Source organism: Paenibacillus fonticola DSM 21315 (assembly GCF_000381905.1).
Lineage (GTDB): Bacteria > Bacillota > Bacilli > Paenibacillales > Paenibacillaceae > Fontibacillus > Fontibacillus fonticola.
This window is the reverse complement of sequence record NZ_KB907272.1, coordinates 11455-33714: the sequence shown is the minus strand read 5'-3', so window position 1 is coordinate 33714 and position 22260 is coordinate 11455. Positions and strand designations below refer to the sequence as shown.

General features: G+C 47.7%; 20 protein-coding genes and 1 pseudogene. 4 read left to right on the top strand and 17 right to left on the bottom strand.

Annotated features, from left to right (window positions below):
• Window positions 1-31 precede the first annotated feature (31 nt).
• The 13 genes from G358_RS0123210 to G358_RS0123145 form a co-directional block, all read right to left on the bottom strand.
• Window positions 32-502, bottom strand: coding sequence for a PTS sugar transporter subunit IIA (locus G358_RS0123210; protein WP_019639650.1), 471 nt, complete (start codon window positions 500-502; stop codon window positions 32-34).
• Entirely contained in the window at window positions 478-2415 is a 1938-nt protein-coding gene (locus G358_RS0123205) for a BglG family transcription antiterminator (protein WP_019639649.1), read from the bottom strand. Before G358_RS0123205 ends, G358_RS0123210 begins: the two co-directional genes overlap by 25 nt.
• Before the next feature lie 262 nt (window positions 2416-2677).
• The gene (locus tag G358_RS0123200) at window positions 2678-3568 is read right to left on the bottom strand and encodes a hypothetical protein (RefSeq protein WP_019639648.1); all 891 of its coding nucleotides are present in this window, start codon (window positions 3566-3568) and stop codon (window positions 2678-2680) included.
• A gap of 283 nt (window positions 3569-3851) precedes the next feature.
• Window positions 3852-6479, bottom strand: a complete 2628-nt coding sequence (locus tag G358_RS0123195; protein ID WP_026342423.1) for an ABC transporter permease — start codon at window positions 6477-6479, stop codon at window positions 3852-3854.
• Between the two features lie 2 nt (window positions 6480-6481).
• On the bottom strand, window positions 6482-7165 hold the full coding sequence (locus G358_RS0123190; RefSeq protein ID WP_019639646.1) for an ABC transporter ATP-binding protein: 684 nt from the start codon (window positions 7163-7165) through the stop codon (window positions 6482-6484).
• Window positions 7166-7273: 108 nt separating this feature from the next.
• Window positions 7274-8275, bottom strand: a complete 1002-nt coding sequence (locus G358_RS0123185) for a sensor histidine kinase (protein WP_019639645.1) — start codon at window positions 8273-8275, stop codon at window positions 7274-7276.
• A gap of 1 nt (window position 8276) precedes the next feature.
• Window positions 8277-8960 carry a response regulator transcription factor gene (locus G358_RS0123180; RefSeq protein WP_019639644.1) on the bottom strand — a complete coding sequence of 228 codons (684 nt, stop codon included), beginning with the start codon at window positions 8958-8960 and terminating at the stop codon, window positions 8277-8279.
• Window positions 8961-9135: 175 nt separating this feature from the next.
• Window positions 9136-9546 carry a VOC family protein gene (locus G358_RS0123175; RefSeq protein WP_019639643.1) on the bottom strand — a complete coding sequence of 137 codons (411 nt, stop codon included), beginning with the start codon at window positions 9544-9546 and terminating at the stop codon, window positions 9136-9138.
• 197 nt (window positions 9547-9743) lie between these two features.
• Entirely contained in the window at window positions 9744-10763 is a 1020-nt protein-coding gene (locus G358_RS0123170; RefSeq protein ID WP_019639642.1) for an LLM class flavin-dependent oxidoreductase, read from the bottom strand.
• Window positions 10764-11080: 317 nt separating this feature from the next.
• On the bottom strand, window positions 11081-11563 hold the full coding sequence (locus G358_RS0123160; RefSeq protein WP_019639640.1) for an RrF2 family transcriptional regulator: 483 nt from the start codon (window positions 11561-11563) through the stop codon (window positions 11081-11083).
• A 474-nt stretch (window positions 11564-12037) separates the two neighbouring features.
• Window positions 12038-12964: an ABC transporter ATP-binding protein gene (locus G358_RS30720; RefSeq protein WP_019639639.1), complete on the bottom strand. Its 927-nt coding sequence runs from the start codon at window positions 12962-12964 to the stop codon at window positions 12038-12040.
• A gap of 18 nt (window positions 12965-12982) precedes the next feature.
• Window positions 12983-14029 (bottom strand): FecCD family ABC transporter permease, encoded by a 1047-nt coding sequence (locus tag G358_RS0123150; protein WP_019639638.1) that lies wholly within the window; start codon window positions 14027-14029, stop codon window positions 12983-12985.
• Window positions 14026-15009, bottom strand: a complete 984-nt coding sequence (locus G358_RS0123145) for a FecCD family ABC transporter permease (protein WP_019639637.1) — start codon at window positions 15007-15009, stop codon at window positions 14026-14028. The genes G358_RS0123150 and G358_RS0123145 overlap by 4 nt, the downstream gene beginning before the upstream one ends.
• A gap of 216 nt (window positions 15010-15225) precedes the next feature.
• Here G358_RS0123145 and G358_RS0123140 point away from each other — a divergent pair, with 216 nt between their 5' ends.
• Window positions 15226-16269 carry an ABC transporter substrate-binding protein gene (locus G358_RS0123140; protein ID WP_019639636.1) on the top strand — a complete coding sequence of 348 codons (1044 nt, stop codon included), beginning with the start codon at window positions 15226-15228 and terminating at the stop codon, window positions 16267-16269.
• 159 nt (window positions 16270-16428) lie between these two features.
• Window positions 16429-16648: pseudogene (locus tag G358_RS31405) on the top strand (IS200/IS605 family transposase); the annotation flags it as partial.
• A 265-nt stretch (window positions 16649-16913) separates the two neighbouring features.
• Here G358_RS31405 and G358_RS0123125 read toward each other — a convergent pair.
• The gene (locus G358_RS0123125) at window positions 16914-18017 is read right to left on the bottom strand and encodes a metallophosphoesterase (RefSeq protein ID WP_019639635.1); all 1104 of its coding nucleotides are present in this window, start codon (window positions 18015-18017) and stop codon (window positions 16914-16916) included.
• Window positions 18018-18076: 59 nt separating this feature from the next.
• On the opposite strand from G358_RS0123125, the gene G358_RS33535 reads away from it, so the two are divergent.
• The gene (locus G358_RS33535) at window positions 18077-18232 is read left to right on the top strand and encodes a hypothetical protein (protein WP_169447456.1); all 156 of its coding nucleotides are present in this window, start codon (window positions 18077-18079) and stop codon (window positions 18230-18232) included.
• On the top strand, window positions 18198-18545 hold the full coding sequence (locus tag G358_RS0123120; RefSeq protein ID WP_019639634.1) for a cupin domain-containing protein: 348 nt from the start codon (window positions 18198-18200) through the stop codon (window positions 18543-18545). The genes G358_RS33535 and G358_RS0123120 overlap by 35 nt, the downstream gene beginning before the upstream one ends.
• A 563-nt stretch (window positions 18546-19108) precedes the next feature.
• Here the strand turns inward: G358_RS0123120 and G358_RS0123110 are convergent.
• Genes G358_RS0123110 through G358_RS0123100 form a run of 3 tightly spaced genes read right to left on the bottom strand, consistent with a single transcriptional unit; the run spans window position 19109 to window position 22223 of the window.
• Window positions 19109-19987: a LutC/YkgG family protein gene (locus G358_RS0123110; RefSeq protein WP_019639632.1), complete on the bottom strand. Its 879-nt coding sequence runs from the start codon at window positions 19985-19987 to the stop codon at window positions 19109-19111.
• Window positions 19984-21498, bottom strand: a complete 1515-nt coding sequence (locus tag G358_RS0123105; protein WP_019639631.1) for a LutB/LldF family L-lactate oxidation iron-sulfur protein — start codon at window positions 21496-21498, stop codon at window positions 19984-19986. Before G358_RS0123105 ends, G358_RS0123110 begins: the two co-directional genes overlap by 4 nt.
• Window positions 21495-22223, bottom strand: coding sequence for a (Fe-S)-binding protein (locus G358_RS0123100; protein WP_019639630.1), 729 nt, complete (start codon window positions 22221-22223; stop codon window positions 21495-21497). The genes G358_RS0123105 and G358_RS0123100 overlap by 4 nt, the downstream gene beginning before the upstream one ends.
• Between the last annotated feature and the right edge of the window lie 37 nt (window positions 22224-22260).

Below are 22260 nucleotides of genomic sequence, written 5' to 3'. Positions count from 1 at the left end.
GTTCCTCCTCGATATTTTTTTATTTGAACCATTAATAAATGGAATTCAACAACTGATAGGTTTGCTCAACATCTGTACTTTCCAGCAGTTTTGTTCTAAATTCGTCATCAAGCAGCTTTTTACTCAAGCGTGAAATGAATTTCAAGTGAATATTTTGCTCATTTTCCTTTGGCACGCCAATTAGAAAGACAAGCTTAACTTCCTCCTCATACCCTTCGGTCCATACAAAATCATGTTTTGCCTGCAAAAAACCGATAAAAGGCTGCTTCACTGCATCGCTTTTCCCATGCGGTATAGCGATTTGATAGCCTATCGCTGTCGGGACGTTCGATTCCCGATCAAGCACGGCCTGTAAAAAGGGCTGCTGTTCAGAAATCAAGCCGTTTTGCAGTGCACTCTCAACCAGAACTTGAAGTACAGCATCACGCGTTTCGAGATTTTGCTGCAGAAAGATCATCCTTCTATTAATTACGTCTTTCAATATGATCCACTTCCAATCCACTTTTTGAACTCTTCCTTATCGGACATCATATAAATCTGGTTCAGCATTTCTTTGTTTTCTACGATCCAGTAAATGTCCGAAAGTACATGTTTTATTTTTCTTGTATCTTTTTCAGCAAAACAGATAAAGATGACGGTTCTGACGGAATGCTTGTGCCAAATGATATTTCTTTTATTCCTTACAAAAACGATCATTGTTTCGTTTACATATTTCGGGTTGCCGTGAGGGATGGCTGCACCTGTCGGCAGGTCTGTTCCCCCCATAAGCTCACGGTTTTTCAAACTTTCCATAAAGCTTTCGGTAACGAAATTGCCTGCAACGAGCTTGCTTCCAATGTCATCGATCAATTCGTCTTTCGATTGAAAATTGCCGTCAAAAATTATGAATTCGTCCTTGAGATACCTTCCTAGATCAGGTAAAGGCTTCATTTCATTTTTGCCTTCTTTGGCAAGAACAAATTTGTCGTAGTAGAGGTCGGATATATTTTTCATATCCTGCTCGCTAAGCAGCGGAGACACGACGATCACTTTGCTCTCGGGCAGATCCGTCTCGACGGTAGAAATGATCAGATCAATGTCCTTGAGATCCAGCTTCGCAGCTTCCTTCACCGAAGCGACTTCTATCATGTCAAAGGCGGGCAGCACGTTTTTGATCCGGTTTCCCAATAGCTCAGAGGTTGCAATTCCTCTAGGACAAATCACTAAGATTTTTTTGCCTATTTTCGCTCTCTCGATGGCGGATTGAAAATAAATCGTCAGAAATCCGACTTCCTCTTCATTGAAAATCACACCAAGCTCGTCCTCATATTCGCTCAACACGACCCAAATGACATTGAATATAAGCGGGAACTCGTTTTTGATTTGCCCAATCAGCGGATTGCTCGTATGAATTCTCGCCCGCAAGCGGTAAATCATCGGTGGAAAATGATGAAGAAGCTGTTCCTTCAATTTTTGATCCTTCGTAAAATCGAGATGCAGAGAATCTCCAGCTTTCTTCATAATCCTGTCTACATAAAGGGCGTATTTGCTTTCCGATGGCAAAGGGGCGAATTTATTGGAAATCAGATAGGACGCAAGATATTCCACATCCGTTGCCTTGTATTCGACATTCAATCTCAACGAGATTTTATCCAACATGCCTTCTGCACTTTGTTTAAAGTACGCGCTTTCAAACTGGTCTCCGGACACGGGCCTCTGTTCTCCCAAATGATGTCCTCTCATAAGCCGGTATACTAAAATAATCATCATGCTTAACACATTAAAAACGTAATATTCGGCAATCGCCGTCACATCGTTTTTGACATAACCGTACAGCACTCTCGAACAGACGCTGACGACATCCTTCCCGTAATAAGCTTCCAGAATCATCAACTTCTGCTTGTCATCGCTTTCAAATATCATGTTGCTGTCTTCCAGAACATAGCGGTTAAATTCCATATAGGCTTTTTGCAGATCCTTCTCTTTACCGGCAAGACGCGTGCCTTGAGAATCGCTTAACAGCTGCAAATTGTTGCGGCCAGTTAGCTTTTTTTCTACAAAATCCAAATCATTTTTTATCGAAGTCCGACTGACTAAGAACAACTCCGACAGCCCGTCATACGTAACCGTTTTATGTTCGAACAGCAGCAGTTCCATTATTCTTCTGCGTCTACCCGAAGTTGAATAATCGTTTAATTGCTGCTTCACCTCTACAATAGGGGGAGTCCGCTCGACTTTATTCGCCCGTATGCCAACGCCGGATTTCTTTTCTAGTTCATAGCCTTTACTTGAAAGAAATTGTTCGATCAACTTCAAATCCGAATGGATCGTACGTTCGGAACATTTCAATTCATCGGCATAAAATTTAATTGTTGTATATCCCTTTTGCTTTAAAAGGATGGAGACCAGGCGGAATTGCCTTTGATTAAGTTTCATGAAGACACTTCACCTCCTTTCGTCATTCATCTTTCATCTCGCATCTCTTTTGTCGAATTATGCTGAATTTTGTAATCCTTATCTCTGTCTTTAATTATAGTGATCCCCCTCCCGTTTTAACATCTCAAATCATTTCATGAAGTTGTTGCAGCCTTTTGTTCCGGTGGAGTAGAAGGACTAACAGGCGCTTCCTATGACCGTCCCTGAAATATAAAAACCGCGCAGGACGCGGTTTCCAATCGAATCTAACTTCCAAACTGCTCTATCCACCCAGCCTCTGCTGGAGGATGTTCGCGAGTTCTTCGGCGGTATTCCAAACAATAGGACGAATCTCTTTTATTTTTACAGGATGCATTTCGGCATCGCTGCTTTTCATAGTCCAAATGACCGGGATGTTCAAACCGAGCGCATATCCCGCTGCAAAATACACTTCTAGCGATTGACCGCTTAAATCCGCGACAACCAGCTTACTATCCGCTATTTCTTCTAAAGAATATTTATCGGGGCTTTGCGCTTTCATAGGTGTAAGCAAGCGCGGCAGATAGCCGTATTGTTCGATTTTAGAGAGCAGCATGTGCAGCAGCTCCGTACCGAAAATCTCCTCTGCGGAGATCAGGACGGTGCATGGCTTTAATTTCTTTCCGCCCGTGCTGACGGCTGCTTCACTCCATCCTTTTTCCGTAAGCTGAAAGGCCGTCCCCTCTCGGATCAGCAGCTGCTCGTTTTGAAGCTTGTCGATAATATATACGAGCTCTTGCAAATTTGGCGAATACGTCAGGTTATAACAGCTGGCGAGCGGCTGAATGACAACCGGCTCCCCTGGGCCCATGGAATGTCTATACAAATATTGCAGCAAACGGATTCCTTTATCTTCTATCGTCACAGGAATATTGGGAGAATGGACGATAGCTTCTAAATCGCTGGCGGATAGGGCAACCTTCTCACCGCAATCCGTTTGCTCCCGGATATAAGCCGATACTAAATGGAGCATATCGCGTTTCTTTTGGTGCGGGAACGCACGAATCGTTTGATAACTGTCTGTCAGCAGGCTATAGAACCCGTCAGGCGAACAGGAGCAGCCTATGTAAATATCGTAGTCGCCTTCTGACTTAGTGGGGACCATCTCTTCACAGAACAAACAGTGTTTCTTCATCACAACTTATCACCTCTTATTCATTGCTATCCTTTACCTTACCAAGATTTTTTGGAAAAATAGACAAGTAGATTTTTCCTGTTTTTCTGCAGCGCTAATATGAAGCATCTCGTTATATGACTTGCCGACCCGTATATAGTCACGGGCGGTGATTTAGTGACGGCAATTTAGCGACGATGGCGTAATTAAGGTGATGTCACGATGGTGTGTAGCAAAGGCGATATAAAAAAGAGCCTCCACCAGGTTCCATACCTTTAGGAGACTCCCTCTCTTGCATTAAAATCTATATATTTTCCTGTTTCAGCGCATCAATAATGTTTTCTCTTTTCACTTTGGAGCTGGAATACAGCATAGCTGCGCTTATCATCACAAATACTGATACAATTACATACACGATGCTTGACCACGGTAGCGTGAAGCCATAGTTAAAGCTGTTCATTAATGATTTGTGAATCAGGTACATCACGACGACGCTGAGGGGCAGTCCATACAGCAGCGCCTTGATGCCGTAAAAGATACTCTCGTAGTTGATCATTTTATTGAAGCCTTTAGGCGTCATGCCTACAGATTTTAACATCGCAAATTCCCGTTTGCGCAGCGATATGCTCGTAGAAATCGTATTAAAAATATTCGCAATCGAAATTGCGGTAATTAATATGATGAAGCCATAAATGAAAACAGACATCAACATTAGCATCTGTTGATCCTGCTGCCTGCTTTTATAAACATTAAACACATATATACCGCTCTGTTTCATTTCCTCGATCTGCTGCTGCGTGGCCATCGGATCCGAGCTTTTCAAGAAAAGATACATTCCAAGATCAGCCCTAATCCTCTCTCTATCAGCCAGACGATCCAAAACCGATTCGGAGACGATCAAGATCAACTCACCTACTCCCGGAGGATGCACTCCGGTAGGCAGTATTTTGGTTAAAGCTGCAACTTCGACCTGCTGAGCCCCCATCTTTTCCCCAGTATCTCCGTTCGCCTCTCCCTCCGTATCATATACATCTAAACGGTGACCTACCCTTGTATGGATCGTCTTCGTTTCTACATATTTTCCTGCCGTCATATCCTCGTACTTGGTTGTGTCAATGACAATGGCCTTTAATTGTTTCGTATCTTTGAGCTCCGTGACGTTGGCGCCAATGGCATCGGCATAAGTGGTCAGGCTTTCCCTGTCGAGGGCAATAATTTGCACATAGTAAGGATATTTTCCATTTTGCAGTACGCTTGGATCACGCTTTACCAGCTCCTGTAATTCTTTTCCGAGCATTGACTCCTCAATCCAGGTGTTTGCCCCAATACGCTTATTGACGCTGTACTCCGTCACATCCTGCAAGCTTCCGATCGAGCGGACGAACTGCTCATTCTCCTCTGGCTTCTCTGAACTGAGTGCTACCTCAATATCGTAGTTCAAGCCTTCCTGGGACAGCTCAAGTGATTTTTTTAAATTGGTAGTAAAGAAGGATACAGTTAAAAATAATACGATGCTGATCACTAGTGAAAATATCGTAGCTTGGTAACGGCGCTTATTTCGCTTCAGATTTTTTAAACCGATTTCGGCCTCAATTCCGAAAATCTTCCGAACGAGCTTGGATGTTTTAACGGTTTTACCGGTAAGCTTCACATCGCTCGTCTGCCGAATGGCATCGATCGCCGAAATTTTCGAGGCCTTCCTCGCCGGGAGATACGTCGAAATAAATATCGTCAGCATGGATACGCTGCAGGCTAAGATGATAGAAAACGGAGTTACGATAACCGTTAACTCTTCCGAAATGCCTAGCGCGCCCTGGATCATGGAATTGATGAACCGAAAGGTAATCGCTATTCCCACAAGTCCCGCAACAAAACCTGCGGGGATGCTGATCAGCCCGATCACGGCTCCTTCAAAGAACACAGAGTTCCTCTTCTGTTTTTTCGTTGCGCCTACGCTGGAGAGCATACCTAGATGACGGGCCCGCTCCGAGACGGAAATGGCAAACGCATTGTAGATTAACGAAACCGAACCAATCATAATAATGACCATTATAATCGCGGACAGTGAATAAAGCGTACTGCGCAGTCCATCGTTGTTTGTGATCCCATCATACCGAAGAAGACCATGGTTATATTCGATAAAATCCTTGCTTAGCCCGATTTCTCCTGCCAGCTCTTCGGCATGAGCATATAATTGGTTCGTTACCTTCGTTAAAATGACAGAAGCATTAACCGTATTTGATCCGTTTTTACCGATGATGCTCTCATCTACATAACCTAGGGCCGTATAGCCTGGCGCCCAGGTGGGCTCCCATGAAGGCCGGTCAATAATGCCAACGATGGTGTAGTTCATCGTCGTATGGGGCTGCAAGGTTTCTTCACCGTACTCCTCTGTACGTAAACGGTCGAATTGGGATAAAACCTGGCGGTCTCCCTCCTCATTTTTGCCAACCCGTTCCCCGATCTCCAGCGTGAGCGTGTCTCCAATTTTGTAATCGACCTTTGCATTCGTCAAAATAGCTTCAGATATGACGATTTCATCACTGGCATTTGGAAGCCGCCCTTTGTTCAGCTTAACCGGAAAATGCATAAACCCTTCCATGTTATAATCCCGGATGAACAAATAGGGTTTATTTTCATTTTGACTCTCTTTAAGAGCGGCATAACCGCGGTCCCTCGAAATAATTACCGTCTTGGCTGATTCGTCGGCTTCCACAGCTTCGAGCTGAGCTTTGTTCACACTTTTATAGGCGACATGCCATTCTCCGTCGTTTGCGATCGTATGTCTTTTCATCAAATCCATAAAGGAAACGCCAAGCGTAGCAACGGAGGTGACCATAGCTACGGAAATAATGACCCCGATGATGGTCACAAGCGTCCGCCGTTTGTTTTCCTTCAAATGCCGGAGCGTCAGCTTATTTACGATATTCAAATTCATGGACGAACCACCTCATCGCTGGCGATTCTTCCGTCCTCTATGGCGATAATCCGGTCTGCCTGCAGCGCGATCCGCTCATCATGCGTAATGACGATGAGGGTCTGATTAAACGTTTTATTGAACATTTTTAATAAATCGATAATTTCGCGGCTGTTTATACTGTCCAGGTTCCCGGTCGGCTCATCCGCCAGCATAATAGCGGGATTGCTGATCAGCGCCCTTCCAATCGAGACGCGCTGTTGCTGCCCGCCGGACAGTTGGTTCGGCAAATGATTCAGGCGATCCTGCAAATTTAAAGTTTTCACGAGATCAGAGAACTGCTTCTTATCTACCTGGTGTTCATCCAGCAGCAGCGGCAGCTTCATATTTTCTTCCACCGTCAGCACCGGGATCAGATTGTAGAACTGATAAATCAATCCGATTTGCCGCCGTCTAAAAATAGCCAGCTGCGTCTCGTTCAGACTGTGAATATCCGTATGATCTACGAACACCTTACCGCTTGTCGGACGGTCTACGCCCCCGAGCATGTGCAGAATCGTCGATTTTCCCGAACCCGAAGGTCCGATGATGGCAACGAATTGTCCTTTTTGCACCGAGAAAGAAACGTCATCCAGCGCCTTCACCGCAGTTTCGCCTTTTCCGTACGTTTTAGACAGATGTTCTATTTTTAAAATATCCATAATAAGACCTCCATGTCATGTTGAGATCAGTATATCTGTCCATAATGACTCTCAAGTGACTGTAAAAGTGACGATCTAGTCACTTAAAGGAATAGGCTGCTTCTGCTGTTATACCACTTGCTTGTACAATTTAATGCGGAACTGCGTGCCCTTTTCTGCCACGCTCCTTGCCTCAATATCGCCATTCTGGCTGGTGACGATGCTTTGCGCAAGGGCAAGTCCGATGCCGATGCTGTCTTCGCTTGCATTTTTTCCTTTATAGAAGCGTTTAAAAATATGGGGCAAATCCTCTCTCGGAATTCCATTCCCGTTATCCGCAATGATTATTTCTGTAAACAGCGCGTTCTCTGTAAAAGAAATGGTTATCCTACCTCCTGGCGGCGTATGCTCAACACAGTTTTTTAGTATATTGAGCACAGCCTCGGCCGTCCAATTAAGATCTCCTCTAATATGGACGTTATCGTCACCTTCGATGATGACCGTCTGCTCCTTAATATCTATCGGAATGAGCACGGACTCCAGCGCTTTTTGCACCAATTGCTTCACGGCGACTGGCTCCCGTTTAAATTGAACCGTTCCGGCATCGAGTCTCGAAAACTTCAGCAAGGAGGTAACGAGCCAGCCGATCCGCTCCAGCTGAATACGGATATTGTTTGTGAATTCTTTTCTTTTTTCCATGGGAAGTTCGGGTTCACTCAATAAATCAGCCATAACAGTCATGGAGGTCAATGGGGTTCGGAGCTGATGAGATATGTCGGAGATCGCATTAGTCAGCTTGACTTTGTCCTGCTGCAGAAGAGCGCTTTGTTCGGAAAGCCGGAGCGTCACTTTATAAATCTCGTTCTTCAAAATGCTCAGCTCTCCCTCCTTGTTATCCCGGACATCAAGTGAATAATCGCCGCTGCTGATTTGGCGCAGATACCCGGACAGCTTCTCTATTTCGCGATATCTCCAATTCGTAAACAGGAAGCCGCAACCTGCAAGAAGAGCAGCTGTTATGAAAGTAATTCCGGCCGCTATGAGCGAAATACGCGCAGCTATAACGATACCAGCTATACTGATCGAGGACATAAGGAGCAATACAACCTGGATTTCCCGATTGCGCAGCATACTAATCACCTGCCTTATAGCCCAGCCCGCGTACGGTTTTGATAATTACCGGTTCTTGAGGATTGTCTTCTAATTTTTCACGCAGCCTTTTAATGTACACTGTTAACGTATTATCATTCACGAAGTCACCGGCTACATCCCAAATCCGCTCGAGGAGCTGGTTTCTGGATAGAACCTGTCCGATATGGTTGGCAAAAATAAGGAGCAGACGGTATTCTAAGGCGGTCAATTGAACCTCCGCGCCATTTTTATACACCTTTCCTTCCAAAGTATTCACTAAAATGTCAGCGATTTGTATCGTTTGCCTAGCCTGGCCTTGCACCGGGTATCTTCGCAATACCGATTTAATCCGCGAAAGGAGCTCCCGGATGCGAAAGGGCTTCGTAATGTAGTCGTCAGCTCCCATATCCAGCCCCATCACCACATTCCCTTCATCATCGATTGCCGTCAGGAAAATAACGGGAACATCTCTGCGTGCCTTCGCCATTTTGCACAAATCATACCCGCTCCCATCCGGCAAGGATAAATCGAATAAACAGAGCGATATATCATCGAAATGTTCGGTAATAATCTTGGTTGCGCTCGCTGCATCATAGCAGAGCACCGTTTCAAAATGATCCTGCTGCAGCGAATATTCAATTCCTGAGGCGATCGTTCTATCGTCTTCCACAAGCAATATTTTCATGGGGTGATCATCCTAACTTTATTTTTATCCATAAAACAGACTTAAACCCATCATACATGACAAAGCATTTGAAATGCATCCTTATAAGAAAAAACACCGCCTGACGGCGGTGTTAACTAGGTTAAATTGTATTTGCTCTTCATTAATTCACACTATTAAATATATAGATTCCGCCCTACTCGATCGCAGCCGGTTCCATATATAAAACTTCCCATAAATGGCCATTCGGATCCTCGAAGCTCCAAGTGTACATAAATCCATGATCCACCGGATCATTAAACGGCTTGCCTCCCGCGTCAAGCGCCCGCTGAACGATCTCATCCACCTGCTTCCGGCTGTTCGCGGAAAAAGCGATGATAACTTCTGCATTATCCGTCGTATCCGGTATTTCCTTATTGGTGAATGACTTGAAGTAGTCCTCAGTAAGCAGCATCACAAAATTATGTTCGCTAATGACCATACAGGCTGCATTCTCGTCCGTAAACTGGGCATTAAATTCAAACCCGATCTGTGCAAAAAATTCCTTTGTCTTTGGTAAATCTTTTACCGGCAAATTCACAAAAATATGATTACTTTGTAGAGCCATTTGGATACCACCTTTTCTTGAATTGGTAATAAAGATAGTATGGCCTGACCAAGGTGCTGAAACAAAGACTGGAACACAGAACCTTTGTTCGCATCCATGATATCACATTCAGCAAAAAATGGGAATCCTAAATGATAAAATTTTAAGTTTTTTGCTCTTAAGCCGAGCTTAGTTTACATAACAATTATTACGTTAACTTAACTCTTGAGCCCGGTAATTTCGGCAACGAGCTCATAAGAACGAACGCGTGCTTTATGATCAAACATTGTCGTATTGATAATGAGCTCATCCGCTCCGGTATCATTTACAAACATCTGCAGCTGCTCTCTTACCTCATCCGGGTTGCCGATAATCGACGCCTTAAGCTGCTTCATAACTAATGCCTTCTCATATTCCGTCCAAATGTTCTCCATACTTGCGACAGGCGGCGGAATTTGGCCTGGATGATTGCGGATCAGGCTTAGAAACTGCTGCTGGAATGAGGTAGCGAGATACTGGGCCTCTTCCGTCGTGTCCGCTGCGAACACATTGATCCCTGCCATTGCATACGGCTTATCCAGTACAGCGGAAGGCTGGAATTGCGATTGATACTGCGTTAGTGCTGGAATCGTGTTCTCAGGGGAGAAATGACTCGCAAAGCCAAACGGCAGTCCCAGCTTCGCTGCTAATGCAGAACTGAAGCCGCTGGAGCCAAGCAGCCAGATGGGAATGTCCTGGCCTTCTCCTGGGATGGCCCTTACGCGGTTATGCCGTGAATTCTCATCCAAATAGCTTCGCAGCTGCTCCAGTTGATCCGGAAAATCATGCCCGTTCGCACGCGGATCGCGCCGCAGCGCCAGCATTGTGCTCTGGTCGCTTCCCGGAGCGCGGCCTAAGCCCAAATCAATCCGCCCGGGATACATCGCTTCAAGCGTGCCGAATTGCTCGGCGATGACCAGCGGTGAATGGTTTGGCAGCATGATGCCGCCAGAACCGACCCGGATCGTGCTTGTTCCCCCGGCGATATAGCCGATGACGACCGAGGTGGCCGAGCTGCCGATTCCCGGCATATTGTGATGCTCCGCTAGCCAATATCTCCGGTATCCCCATTTCTCAGCATGCTGGGCCAAATCAAGGCTGTTCTTAAAAGACTGGGCGGGCGAGCCCCCTTTTGTTATCGGGACAAGATCCAATACGGAATATGAAATTTCGTTTAGCTTTTTATGTTGTGCGCTCATATGATTCCCTTCTTTCACATGTAATGAAGCTTTAAGTAGCTTTAAGTGTTTTAAGTGTTTTAAGTGTTTTAAGTGTTTTAAGTATACCCAGAGCTTCGAGTGCTTGCTCCAAGTGGTTCAAATGCCTCAAGTGTGGCAAGAGTGTCAAGTGCTTGCCTCAAGTGCTTCAAACACATCAAATGTTGCAAGAGTGTCTAGTACTTCTATTACTTCTAGTACTTCGAGTGCTTTAAGTGCTTTAAGTGCTTTAAGTGCTTTAAGTGCTTTAAGCGCCTCCAGCGCTTTCCGTAATTCCCTTAGTTTTCGGAGTTTGCGCGTTATACAACCATTTTTTCCTTGACCCAAGATTGTAAACATTCCAGCCTGCTTTTGAAGCGCTCCTCCTGCATCTCCGCGGCCAGGTCGGCGACGGTCTCCCGTTTCAGTACCGATTTCCAGGCCGTCTCCGCTTCCTCCATCAAATCGGTTAACAAGCAGCACTGATCCTCCGCATGTAATTCAAGCATATCATTCAGAGTCCCGCACGAGGAGTACAGCGTCTGCTGCCCTTCTATAGCGAGGTACACGTCATAAATCCGGATATCCTCCAGCTTCTTCTTCAGCCTGAAGCCGCCTTTCACGCCGGAAACGGATGTGATCAGATCTGCGCTGACCAATTTCCTCAACAATTTCTGAAAATAGGTGGCTGAAGCTCCAAGCTGCAGGCTAATCGCTTCCCCCGGCAGCACCGCTTTGTCGGGCAGCAGGCTTAGCAGAAAAATGGCATACACCGATTGTTCAACACCTGTTTTCATATGCATTTATACTTCACACGCCTTTAAGTTATTTCTTCATCAACAAACGCGGACAATCATTGTCGACGTTAGTCGCACTTTTAATAATATACTTTATTTTTTATAGCAAGTAAACCTCTAATCACGGTAAGAAGTACACCCAAGTACGCAATTCGCAGCCAATCCCCCTCCACTTCCACTCCTGCCAATCCAGCCAATTCTTGCTGCCATAACAAGCTTCCTCAACCAGATGTTTGTATTGTTTATGCTTATTCACGTTAAAAAACAAATAACCCCGCCGCTTGGCGAGGTTCATTTAGATGCTATTTAAAAATCATAAAATACTCCGGCATTAAATTTCATCTTAGAATAAGCGTTATACTTCAGCTTATAACTTCAGCTAAAAACAAGCGTTACACTTCAGCTTCAGCTTGAATTTACAGGGTCAAACTTCAACATTATACTGCTAGATTACACCCTAACGCATTGTACTGCTACAGCTTACACTCTAACCGGCGATGCGGCAACCAGCTCCTTGACCGGCTCAACCGTTTCTTCCGTTTTATTGTGTTCTCCAACGGGTTGGCCGTGCAGCGAATTGTTTTGCCGCTTTTGCTGTTGTGCCAGTGCGCGTGAAGCACGCAGTCGGCAGTTATCATGCGGAATGCAGAGCGGCGTGCCATACAGCGGATCGGGAATGATCTCGCATTTGAGCCGGAAGACGTTCTCGATCAGCTGCTCGTCTACGACTTCGTTAGGTGCTCCTTGCGCTTCGATTCGTCCATCGCGAATCGCCACGATATGGTCCGCATACCTGCAGGCAAGATTAATGTCATGAAGTACCATGACAATCGTCCGCTTGTCGCGATCATTCATTTCATAAAGTAAATCAAGCACCTCGATCTGATGCGTCAAATCGAGGTATGTCGTCGGCTCATCAAGCAGAATGATCGGTGTCTCCTGAGCCAGCGTCATCGCAATCCAAGCCCGCTGCCGCTGGCCGCCTGACAAGGAGTCCACCGGCCGCTCGGCCAACTCGCTCATCCCAGTCGCTTCAAGCGCCTGTTGAACGACTTCCTCATCCTCCCGCGACCATTGCTTCAGCCAGCTTTGGTAAGGATATCTTCCCTGCTTGACGAGCTGCAGCACAGTTAACCCCTCCGGAGCTGTCGGACCCTGCGGAAGGATCGCCAGTTTCTTCGCCACCTCTTTTGTCGACATACTGGAAATGTCGCTCCCCGCTAGAATGACTGAGCCCTGCTGCGGCTTCAGGAGCCTTGCCATGGAACGCAGCAGCGTTGATTTGCCGCATCCGTTGCTGCCTATAAACACCGTAATCTTACCCTCTGGTATAGAGAGATCCAAATTTTCGAATATATAGGCGCTTCCATAGGACAATCCAAGATTTTTCACTTCCAGCGTACCCATAATCGCATTCCTCCTGAATTAATAACGGTTTCGGTTGCGGTATAGCAAATACATAAAAAACGGAGCTCCGATGGCAGCGGTCAGCACACCAGCAGGTACGTCATTCGGCAAAAATGCCGTCCGCGCCGCCAGATCGGCTAGCAACAGAATGATCGCCCCAAGCAGAGCACTGACGGGCAGCACGCTGCCAAAAGAAGAACCCACGAGCTTGCGCGCCATATGGGGCGCCATCAAGCCGATGAAACCGATGGCTCCGCCTATCGCGACCGCCGCCCCGGCGAGCGCTACGCTCAATGCAAGAAGGAGTAGACGGTGCTTCTGCACATGCGCCCCGGCACTGCTCGCCACCTCGTCTCCAAGCGCTTGTATGTTGACGTTTCTGGTCTGAAGCCAGGTGAGCGGCAACAGCACCGCTACCCATGGCAGCAGCGTCAGCACATCTTTATCCCAAGACGTCCCGTAAATGCTGCCGGTCATAAAAGTTAACGAACGCTGAGCCAGTTGCAATGGACCGGAAATGACCAACATATAGGAGATCGATTTGATCGCTGCAGAAATCCCGATTCCGATCAGTACAAGCCGCAGCGGGTCAACCCCTTTTTTCCATGCGAGAATGTACAAAAGCCCCGTTATTAGAAATGCTCCTGTAATCGAAGTGAGCGGCATCCAATGAATCGGCACTGTGCCCCCGAACAGAAAAATAAACAACACTGCGCCAAGCGACGCCCCTTCCGTTATCCCTGCGACATCAGGGGAAGCGAGCGGATTGCGGATGATGCTCTGGAGAACCGCCCCGGCGACGGCCAGCGAAGAGCCTACAAGCACGGCAATGATAATCCGCGGCAAACGGAGCTTCATAATGATCACTTCATAGGTGGGCTCGCCTTTGCCCAGCAGCGTTTTGATCACGTTAAGCGGAGTAATGAACTGGCTTCCCGCTCCGGTGCTCACGATCATAGCGGCGAGACAAACAATAAATAGAATAAGGGTAATCCATACAGCCCTTTTCTCGATCAGTACGGAAAATTGGGCGCCCCGAGAACGTAGCGGCTTATATTTACTCATGACGTGCGTCTGCCTTTCCTAGCAATGTAGACAAAGAACGGTACGCCGATCACCGCGGTCATGACCCCGACGGGCACTTCCTTCGGCATAGCGATATAGCGCGATCCCAAATCGGCGGCAACCAGTAAAATAGCGCCAAGCACCGCACAGTACGGCAATATCCAGCGGAAATCCGTACCGATAAAGTAACGGACGATATGCGGAATGATGATCCCTACGAACGCAATCGGTCCGGCTACAGCGACTGAAGCGCCTGCTAACAGAATGACTGCGAGCGCACCGAACAGCTTGATATAGGCTGTGCTCTGACCGAGCCCCTGTGCGACATCATCCCCCATGGCCAGCACGTTCAAATGCCGGGACAGCAAGAGCGAAATGATCATGCCTGCCAGCATATAAGGCCAGACGGCCTGGAGCTGGGCCATTTCGCGACCGGCAACCGAGCCGACGAGCCATACGAGGATCTGATCGAACATCTTGCCGTCCGTCAGCATCAAGCCTTGGGTCAATGAAGCAAAGAACGCCGACATCGATGCACCAGCCAGCGTAATCTTAACTGGCGACATGCCGTCCCTGCCGACACTCCCCAACAGAAAGACGATTCCTCCGCTAATGGCTGCTCCGATCAGCGCTACCCACGTAAAAGCATTCATCCCGGATACCCCTAGCCAGACCGAGGCCAGCATAATAAAAAAAGCAGCTCCCGAGTTTACGCCAAGCGTACTTGGCGATGCGATCGGGTTGCGTGTCATCACCTGCATGACCGCCCCGGCCACTGCCAAGCAGGCGCCAACAGAAGCGGCAATCAGCGCTCTCGGTATCCTCGTTGTACGAATGACCAAATGTTCATTGCTTCCATTAAATTGTGTGAGCGACTCCCATACTGTGCCTAATGGAATATCAGTAACCCCGAATGCGATGCTAGCGATCATTATCGCTCCAAGCGCACCGAGTAATGTGAACAAATATACGACTCTCATAATTTTCCACGCTTCCAACATAATCTGAACGTAAATTTCATATGAACTCTTTATGAATTTTAGATGAAGGAGCTTCCATTGTCAATGAATATGAGAATCATTCTCAAATTTTTATTGACAGCGATTCTGCTCTCGATTATGATTTGATAGTGCCAGTGAATGATAATGATTCTCAGGCTGATCCATTACATATTATAATAGGGGGAAACAAAATTCATGTTCGCACACAAAATAAGTCATAAACTGAGTCATACCTTCAAAATTGCAGCGCTATTTATGGCGCTTTTCCTGGTACTTACCGCTTGTGGAAGCAAAGATTCTGCAGGCGGCGGGAATTCGTCCGCACCAGCGAATAATGCTTCAGCCGACAATGCATCTGCCGGGAATGCTTCTGATGGCAACGATGATCAAGTTCGCATAGTGAAGCATGCCATGGGAGAAACCGAGATCAAAGGCACACCGCAAAAGGTCGTCATCCTGACCAACGAAGGAACTGAAGCCCTTCTCGCTCTTGGTGTTAAGCCTGTAGGTGCCGTAAGATCTTGGACGGGAGATCCGTGGTACGATCATATTAAAGACGAGATGGAAGGCGTAACTGTAGTCGGTGAGGAAAGCCAGCCAAACCTAGAGCTCATTGCCGGGCTGCAGCCAGATTTGATCATTGGTAACAAAATGCGCCAGGAAAAAGTGTATGAGCAGCTCAATGGTATCGCACCGACCGTAATGGCCGAAGATTTGCGCGGCGAATGGAAAATCAATTTCAAGCTGTATGCTGAAGCTCTCGGCAAGTCAGCGGAAGGCGATGAACTAATGGCGGCGTTCGACGCACGCGTCGAAGATTTCAAAACCAAAGCTGGCGGCAAATTGGATGAGACCGTATCCGTAGTTCGTTTCATGGCTGGTAAAACCCGCGTCTATCATACCAACTCGTTCTCCGGCATTATCTTTGATCAGCTTGGCCTGGCCCGGAACGATATGACGAAAAATGCCAAAGATAATTTCGTCGATGAAATTACGAAAGAACGTTTGCCGGAAGCCGATGCGGATCGTCTCTTCTACTTTACGTATGAAACTGGAGACGACAAAGCTAGTGAAACGGAAAAGGAATGGACGAATGATCCACTATGGCAAAACCTCAGTGCCGTCAAAAACGGCCATGCTTATAAAGTAAGCGATGCGATCTGGAACACCGCCGGCGGCATTAAAGCAGCCAACTTGATGCTCGATGAGCTCTATGAAATCTATGAGGTTCAGCAGTAAGCAATAGTAGGTAATACTGTGATAAAACATAATAAATGAGCCTGGGTCGTCTCCCAGGCTTCAAATAAAAGCTGTCGTGTCTCTTCGACGGCTTTTATTTATAGGCTTTAGCCAGTTGAGTGCGTGAAACGCGTAAACAAAAAACGACCCGCTAATGCGGGTGGAGGTGCGTTAATGATCTTTGAGAAGCATGCGCAGTTAAAGTATAAATATGGGAATCGGAAATTCTGGTCAGAAGGATATTTGGACAGTGAGCCTAAATGAAGCAACTGTAGCGAAATACATTCGTGAACAAGAAGCACATGATCAAGCCATAGATAAGCTGAGCGTAAAAGAGTATGTAGATCCGTTCAGCGGCAACAAGAGCAAAAAGAAATAAACCAGTATAACTGGTAAGTGAAAGTGACAAATAACACTGAGCCTGAACAGATTTGTGGTCAGGCTAGCGTCTTTAGGCGCAGTTTGGCAACAGGGGGTTACAGCCCAAGAGCAAACCACCCGTTGGACGGGTGGTCATGATTAATCTCATTTAATGTTAATGTCATAAATTAATTTGACTTCACTTTTAATTCATTTCAAATTCACTTCTAGTTCGCTTCTAATTCTTTATTAATTCGCTTGTAAATCGCTTCTACATCGTGGCCTCACTCTGCAAACGACACCTGTATTTGTACAATTTCTGAGCGGCTGCCAATGCGAATCGGCGGGCCCCAGAAGCCAAAGCCAGAAGTGACGACCGAATGCATGTCCCCCTTCCGCAAATACCCCCAATCGTTCTCGAACAACATCCTGGTAATAAGATGAGCTGGCGCAATCTGACCACGGTGCGTATGGCCCGACAGCACCAGGTCGACCCCTTCCTGCTCGGCGATATCGAGATCATATGGCTGGTGATCAAGCAGAATGAGCGGCTTGGAGGAATCGAGACCTGTGATGAGTTCGTGTAAAGAGTCTCGCTCCCGATCGATCCGGTCTTTGCGTCCGATCAGGGTAAAACTGTCGTCAATCGTAACCGCCTCATCGTACAAAATAGTCATTTTGCTCTTCTCAAGCACCTCAATGAAATGCTCCATCTCCCCGGTATATGTGTCATGATTGCCGAGTGTCGCGTACACACCATAAGGCGCTGAAATCCCCTTTAAAATATCACCTATTCCCTTTTGCTCAAAAGGCCGGAGATCATCGTCGACAATGTCTCCCGGAAACAGCACGATGTCCGGCTTCAAAGCATTAATGCGCTCGACCAGACGTTTGGCGTGCTGCTTGCCCGACAGCTGTCCGAAGTGCATATCGGCCGCCATGACGATATTCATCTGCGGCGCGGACGAGTTCGGCTTGTTGATTTGGATCGAATACTGTCGTACAACGGGACTGTAAGCGTTAAACGTACCGTAAGCTACAGATACGATAAGCGTTACAAGGATAACGACTCCGGCAGCTTTCTGGGCACGTGGCCGAGACAGCTTGGTGAGCCGCAGCAGCCATAAGCTGACATGCACCACTGGCAGGACGATCAACAGCAGGCAAAATACCGCCATCCAGTAAGCGCCCATAATTTGAAATGCGACAAACCCCTCTCCGATTCGGCCTAACAGAAAAGAACTAGACAGAACCAAAGCGATAACCACATAGACGTATTTAAACCAAGCAGGCACGCTATCTTTCATCCAGCTCCAGCAGCTGCGGCAAACATAATAGACAAGTAATCCATACAGAACGACAATAACTGCTGCGATTAAAATAAACATCGTACTCTCCCTTCACTCCTATCGCTATTATAGCGCATAAGCTGGGAGTTGAATAATAGATGAAATTTGTTCAAAAGAGTACGAAGCCCATAGGAGATGCGGATGAAATCGTTTATAATGGGGCCAGATTGCAGCATCGCTGGATACATTTAATCGGGGCTGCCAAAAGGGGGAGTATTAATGATTATAAGGAATTATCTGGAGGCAGAGTCTAAGTCAGGGCGCAGCCATAGCGGTCAAGGTGAAGTACAAAGCGTGAAGCTGTTTCATGAAAGCGATTTCGAATCATCGTTGAAATTTCTTTATTATATGGTCATGCCGCCTGGTACCTCCATAGGCTATCATCAGCATGGGGAAAATGAGGAACTCTACATCATCCTTGAAGGCAGCGGACAAATGACCGTTAACGGGGAGATTCGGGACGTAAAGGCGGGTGACGTGATCCTCAATAAGCGGAATTGGAGCCATGGCCTGGAGAATACAGCAGCAGAACCGCTGCGGCTCCTCGTCTATGAGGCGGACTTATAGCGGCATATATGGCTGAATCGGGATATGAAGTGAAGATAAAGGCTGTAGCTTTACGGACACAGGGGAGCGCTATTTGTAAAATAATGAAGGATCTTGAAAACCAACGGACCTACGTTCCGCTATTGCTCCTAAAAGCTAGTTTATTGCAGTCCATTCGGTCGAATAACGGAACCAGGGTCCGTAAGCATAGCGAAAGAGGGCCTATTTCAACAAATAGCGGATCTCCTGTCCATTAGCGGTGACCAGTCCACGAATTCTACCAATTCCAACAATCTCATCATTCTCATCATTCTCATTCTCATCAATTCCAACAATCTCATCATCATCATTCTCATCAATTCCAACAATCTCATCATCATCATTCTCATCATTCCCATCAATTCACTCTCACTCTCAGCAATTCCACTTCCCCCTCTGAAAATCAAGAGGCTGCCAGAAAGCCAGTAAAAACTGACTTTCTGGCAGCCCCATATACAGCGGCAATATAGTTGGAATATAGCGAGTCTATTTTCATCAAACAGCCGGTTATGCCTCTCGCTTAGCTGGCAAGTCGGCCGGCTGGTTCAGCCGACAATAATGGCATAGACTATACCTGGTCCATGGACGCCAATCGTCAGATCATTCTCAATATCTGATGAGCGGCTCGGACCGGATATGAAATGAATGCCTGCTGGCAGTTGACCTGCGCCGAGTTCATCGAACTGCAGCAAAACCTCTCCAAGCCGCGTCTTTAGCCGGGAAACCGGGATAACGATAATAAGGACGGTAGGGAGCAGACTGACCGAGCGGCCCTTGTGCGGGGAAGACATCACCGCAACCGATCCGGTATAAGCTACAGCGTGATCCGCCATAACAATCCCGATATCCGCCTCAGCTGACCGGGCCTTCCAATATTGGGGCTGCGAGTATGGAGTCTCTGGGTGAGGATCCAAATGAGCCCCCGCATGCTGTGACTCATTACCCTGAACCTTCTCGTGTGGAGACTCCGCAATATCCAGCTCCGTAGTATCCAAAGCGTCAACTGGTGCCCCGGTGCTTGTTGATTGATCAGTTGTATTCCAAACGGATATATTCGCGTCCGGAAGCCGGGATTCCAGGTCGAATGCGGTCAGCTCCTCCTCGTCCTGCCTAACGATGTATTTGGCTTCAAGCTCCTGGGCTTTAGCCGTGATGAAAGCCGCTGCCTCCTCCATCGTTGCGCTGTGCGTAACATGGCCGCCAACTTGGATGAAGTTTTGCGTAAATTGCTTAATGCGCTCCTCCTCGTCCCATTCGAAGGAATTCCAAAATTCCGGCGCGCCCCGGAACGGCTGTGCTGGCGGCTCTGTAAGCCGCGAACGGTTCAGTCTGGCGGCGATTCGATTCATGAACTGCTCCTGCCTGGCACGTGATTGTGCTTCCATCGTACTGAGCCACTCGTCCTGCCGATGGGAATCGTTCAACTTGAATCTCCTCCCCTCTTCTTCCTTTGTTGCATGATGCCTTCCATACGCTCGCGGATACCTGGATCCATTTCCTTCACTGCGCTTTGAGCGGCAATTTCGCCAGCCTCCCAGCGTTGGCGGAACGTTCGCTTGGCAATCGCTGGCAGCGTGCGGTAGCTGTTCCAGCCCTTCAGCGGGCCGAGCTTTGTCGTAATTTCCCCGTTGCGGACGACGACCTTTTGCCCAACCTGTGCAGCCCGGATCGCCGCGGAAAATCGTTTGGAATTGGCCATAATCGCGGCAAATCCTTTCATCCCTGCCGCTTCCAGCTTATCCCCACGGCCTTGCTCCACCTTGCGCCTGCGCAGGAAAACGAGCATATCATGCAGCGGAATTTTCACGGGACAGGCTTCATAGCAGGCCCCGCACAGGCTGGATGCGCTGGCTATATCATTCCATTCCTCCACATTGCCATTGAGCGCGGGGGTGAGCACGGCGCCGATCGGGCCGCTATACGTTCCGCCATAGGCATGGCCGCCAATGTGACGGTAAACGGGACAGGCGTTCAAGCAAGCGCCGCAGCGAATGCAGTTGAGCAGCTCCTGGAACTCGGGGTCTCCAAGCTGCAGGGAGCGCCCGTTGTCGACGATAATAATATGCATTTCATCCGGCCCATCCATATCCTGCTCCCGGCGCGGTCCCGTAATGCCTGACATATACATCGTCAGCTTCTGTCCAGTCGCCGATCTCGGAAGCAATGTGGCCATAACCTCCAGGTCCTCCCAGGAAGGAATGATCCGCTCCATGCCCATGAAGGTAATTTGCGTTTTCGGCACTGTCGAGACCATCCGCGCATTCCCTTCATTTTCGAACAGCACCATCGAACCTGTTTCGGCGATCGCAAAATTGCACCCGGTAATGCCGATGTCTGCTTCGAGGAACTTTTCGCGCAGTTTTTTTCGTACAAATCCGGCAAGCACAGTAGTATCGGGAGCGAGCGGCTCGCCCGCTTCTTTGGATAACAGCTCGGCGATCTGGTAACGATTTTTATGAATCGCCGGAATGACGATATGGGATGGGCCTTCCCCCGCCAGTTGAATAATGTATTCTCCCAGATCCGTCTCAACCGCTTCAATGCCGGCCTGGGCGAATGCCTCATTTAGATGCAGCTCTTCAGTCACCATCGATTTGGATTTTACAGCCGACTTCGCTTGCTTGCGCGCGGCAATTTTCAGTGAAATATCGACAGCCTCGGCGCTATTGTCGGCAAAATGAATATGCACTCCGTTTGCCCGGGCATTCTCAACAAACAAATTCAAGTAATAATCGAGGTGAGCAATCGTATGCAATCTGATTTCGCGGGCGCGATCCCGCCAGGCTTCCCAATGAGGCAGCTCCTCGGAAGCGCTGCGTTTCCCGTTACGGAGCCGTTCGGTCGTAAAACGGACCGCTTTGCGCAGAAACTCATCATTCAAAGCCAGTTCAGCTCTGGTCTTCACATCGGTCGCCATCGGACTAGTCATACTCATCTCAAATTCATCCCTTCATAGAGCAGCTCTGCTAAATGCATCACCTTGACAGGTTCATTGCGATACCGCAAATGACCGGCTATATTCATGAGACACGCCAAATCCAGGCCTACGAGCACCTCGGCTTCACTTTCTATAACATGGTCCGCTTTCTCGGCCACCATCGCACCGGATATATCTGACATCTTAATGGCAAAAGTACCGCCAAACCCGCAGCAGTCCTCGGCAAAAGGCAGCGGAACAAACTGTAACCCCTTTACGTTGCGAAGCAGCTCCAACGGTTCATCCTTTATGCCGAGCAGCCTGCTGCCATGACAGGAAGGATGGTAGGTCACCTTACAGGGAAAATTGGCCCCAACGTCGGTAACCCCTAGTACCTGAACGAGAAATTGCGTAAATTCATACGTTTTCTGTTCCAACCGCTGCGCCTTCTCCAGCCACTCCGGCTCCTCCTTAAACAACTCGCTATAATGATGAATCATATAAGTACAAGACCCGGACGGAGATACTACAAAATCACTGTCGTCAAATGAGCGGAGCAATGTCCGGGCAGCAGTCCGTGTCTCCTCCCAATAACCGCTGTTATAGGAAGGCTGCCCGCAGCAGGTTTGCGTTTTAGGAAAATCGACCTCAACCCCATATTGGTTCAGGATGCGGACAATCGCCTCTCCAACCTGCGGGTACATTACATCGCTTACGCAAGTAATAAATATGGATACTTTCATGGCAAACCTCTCTTCCTGGAGCCATCTGAATATCGAG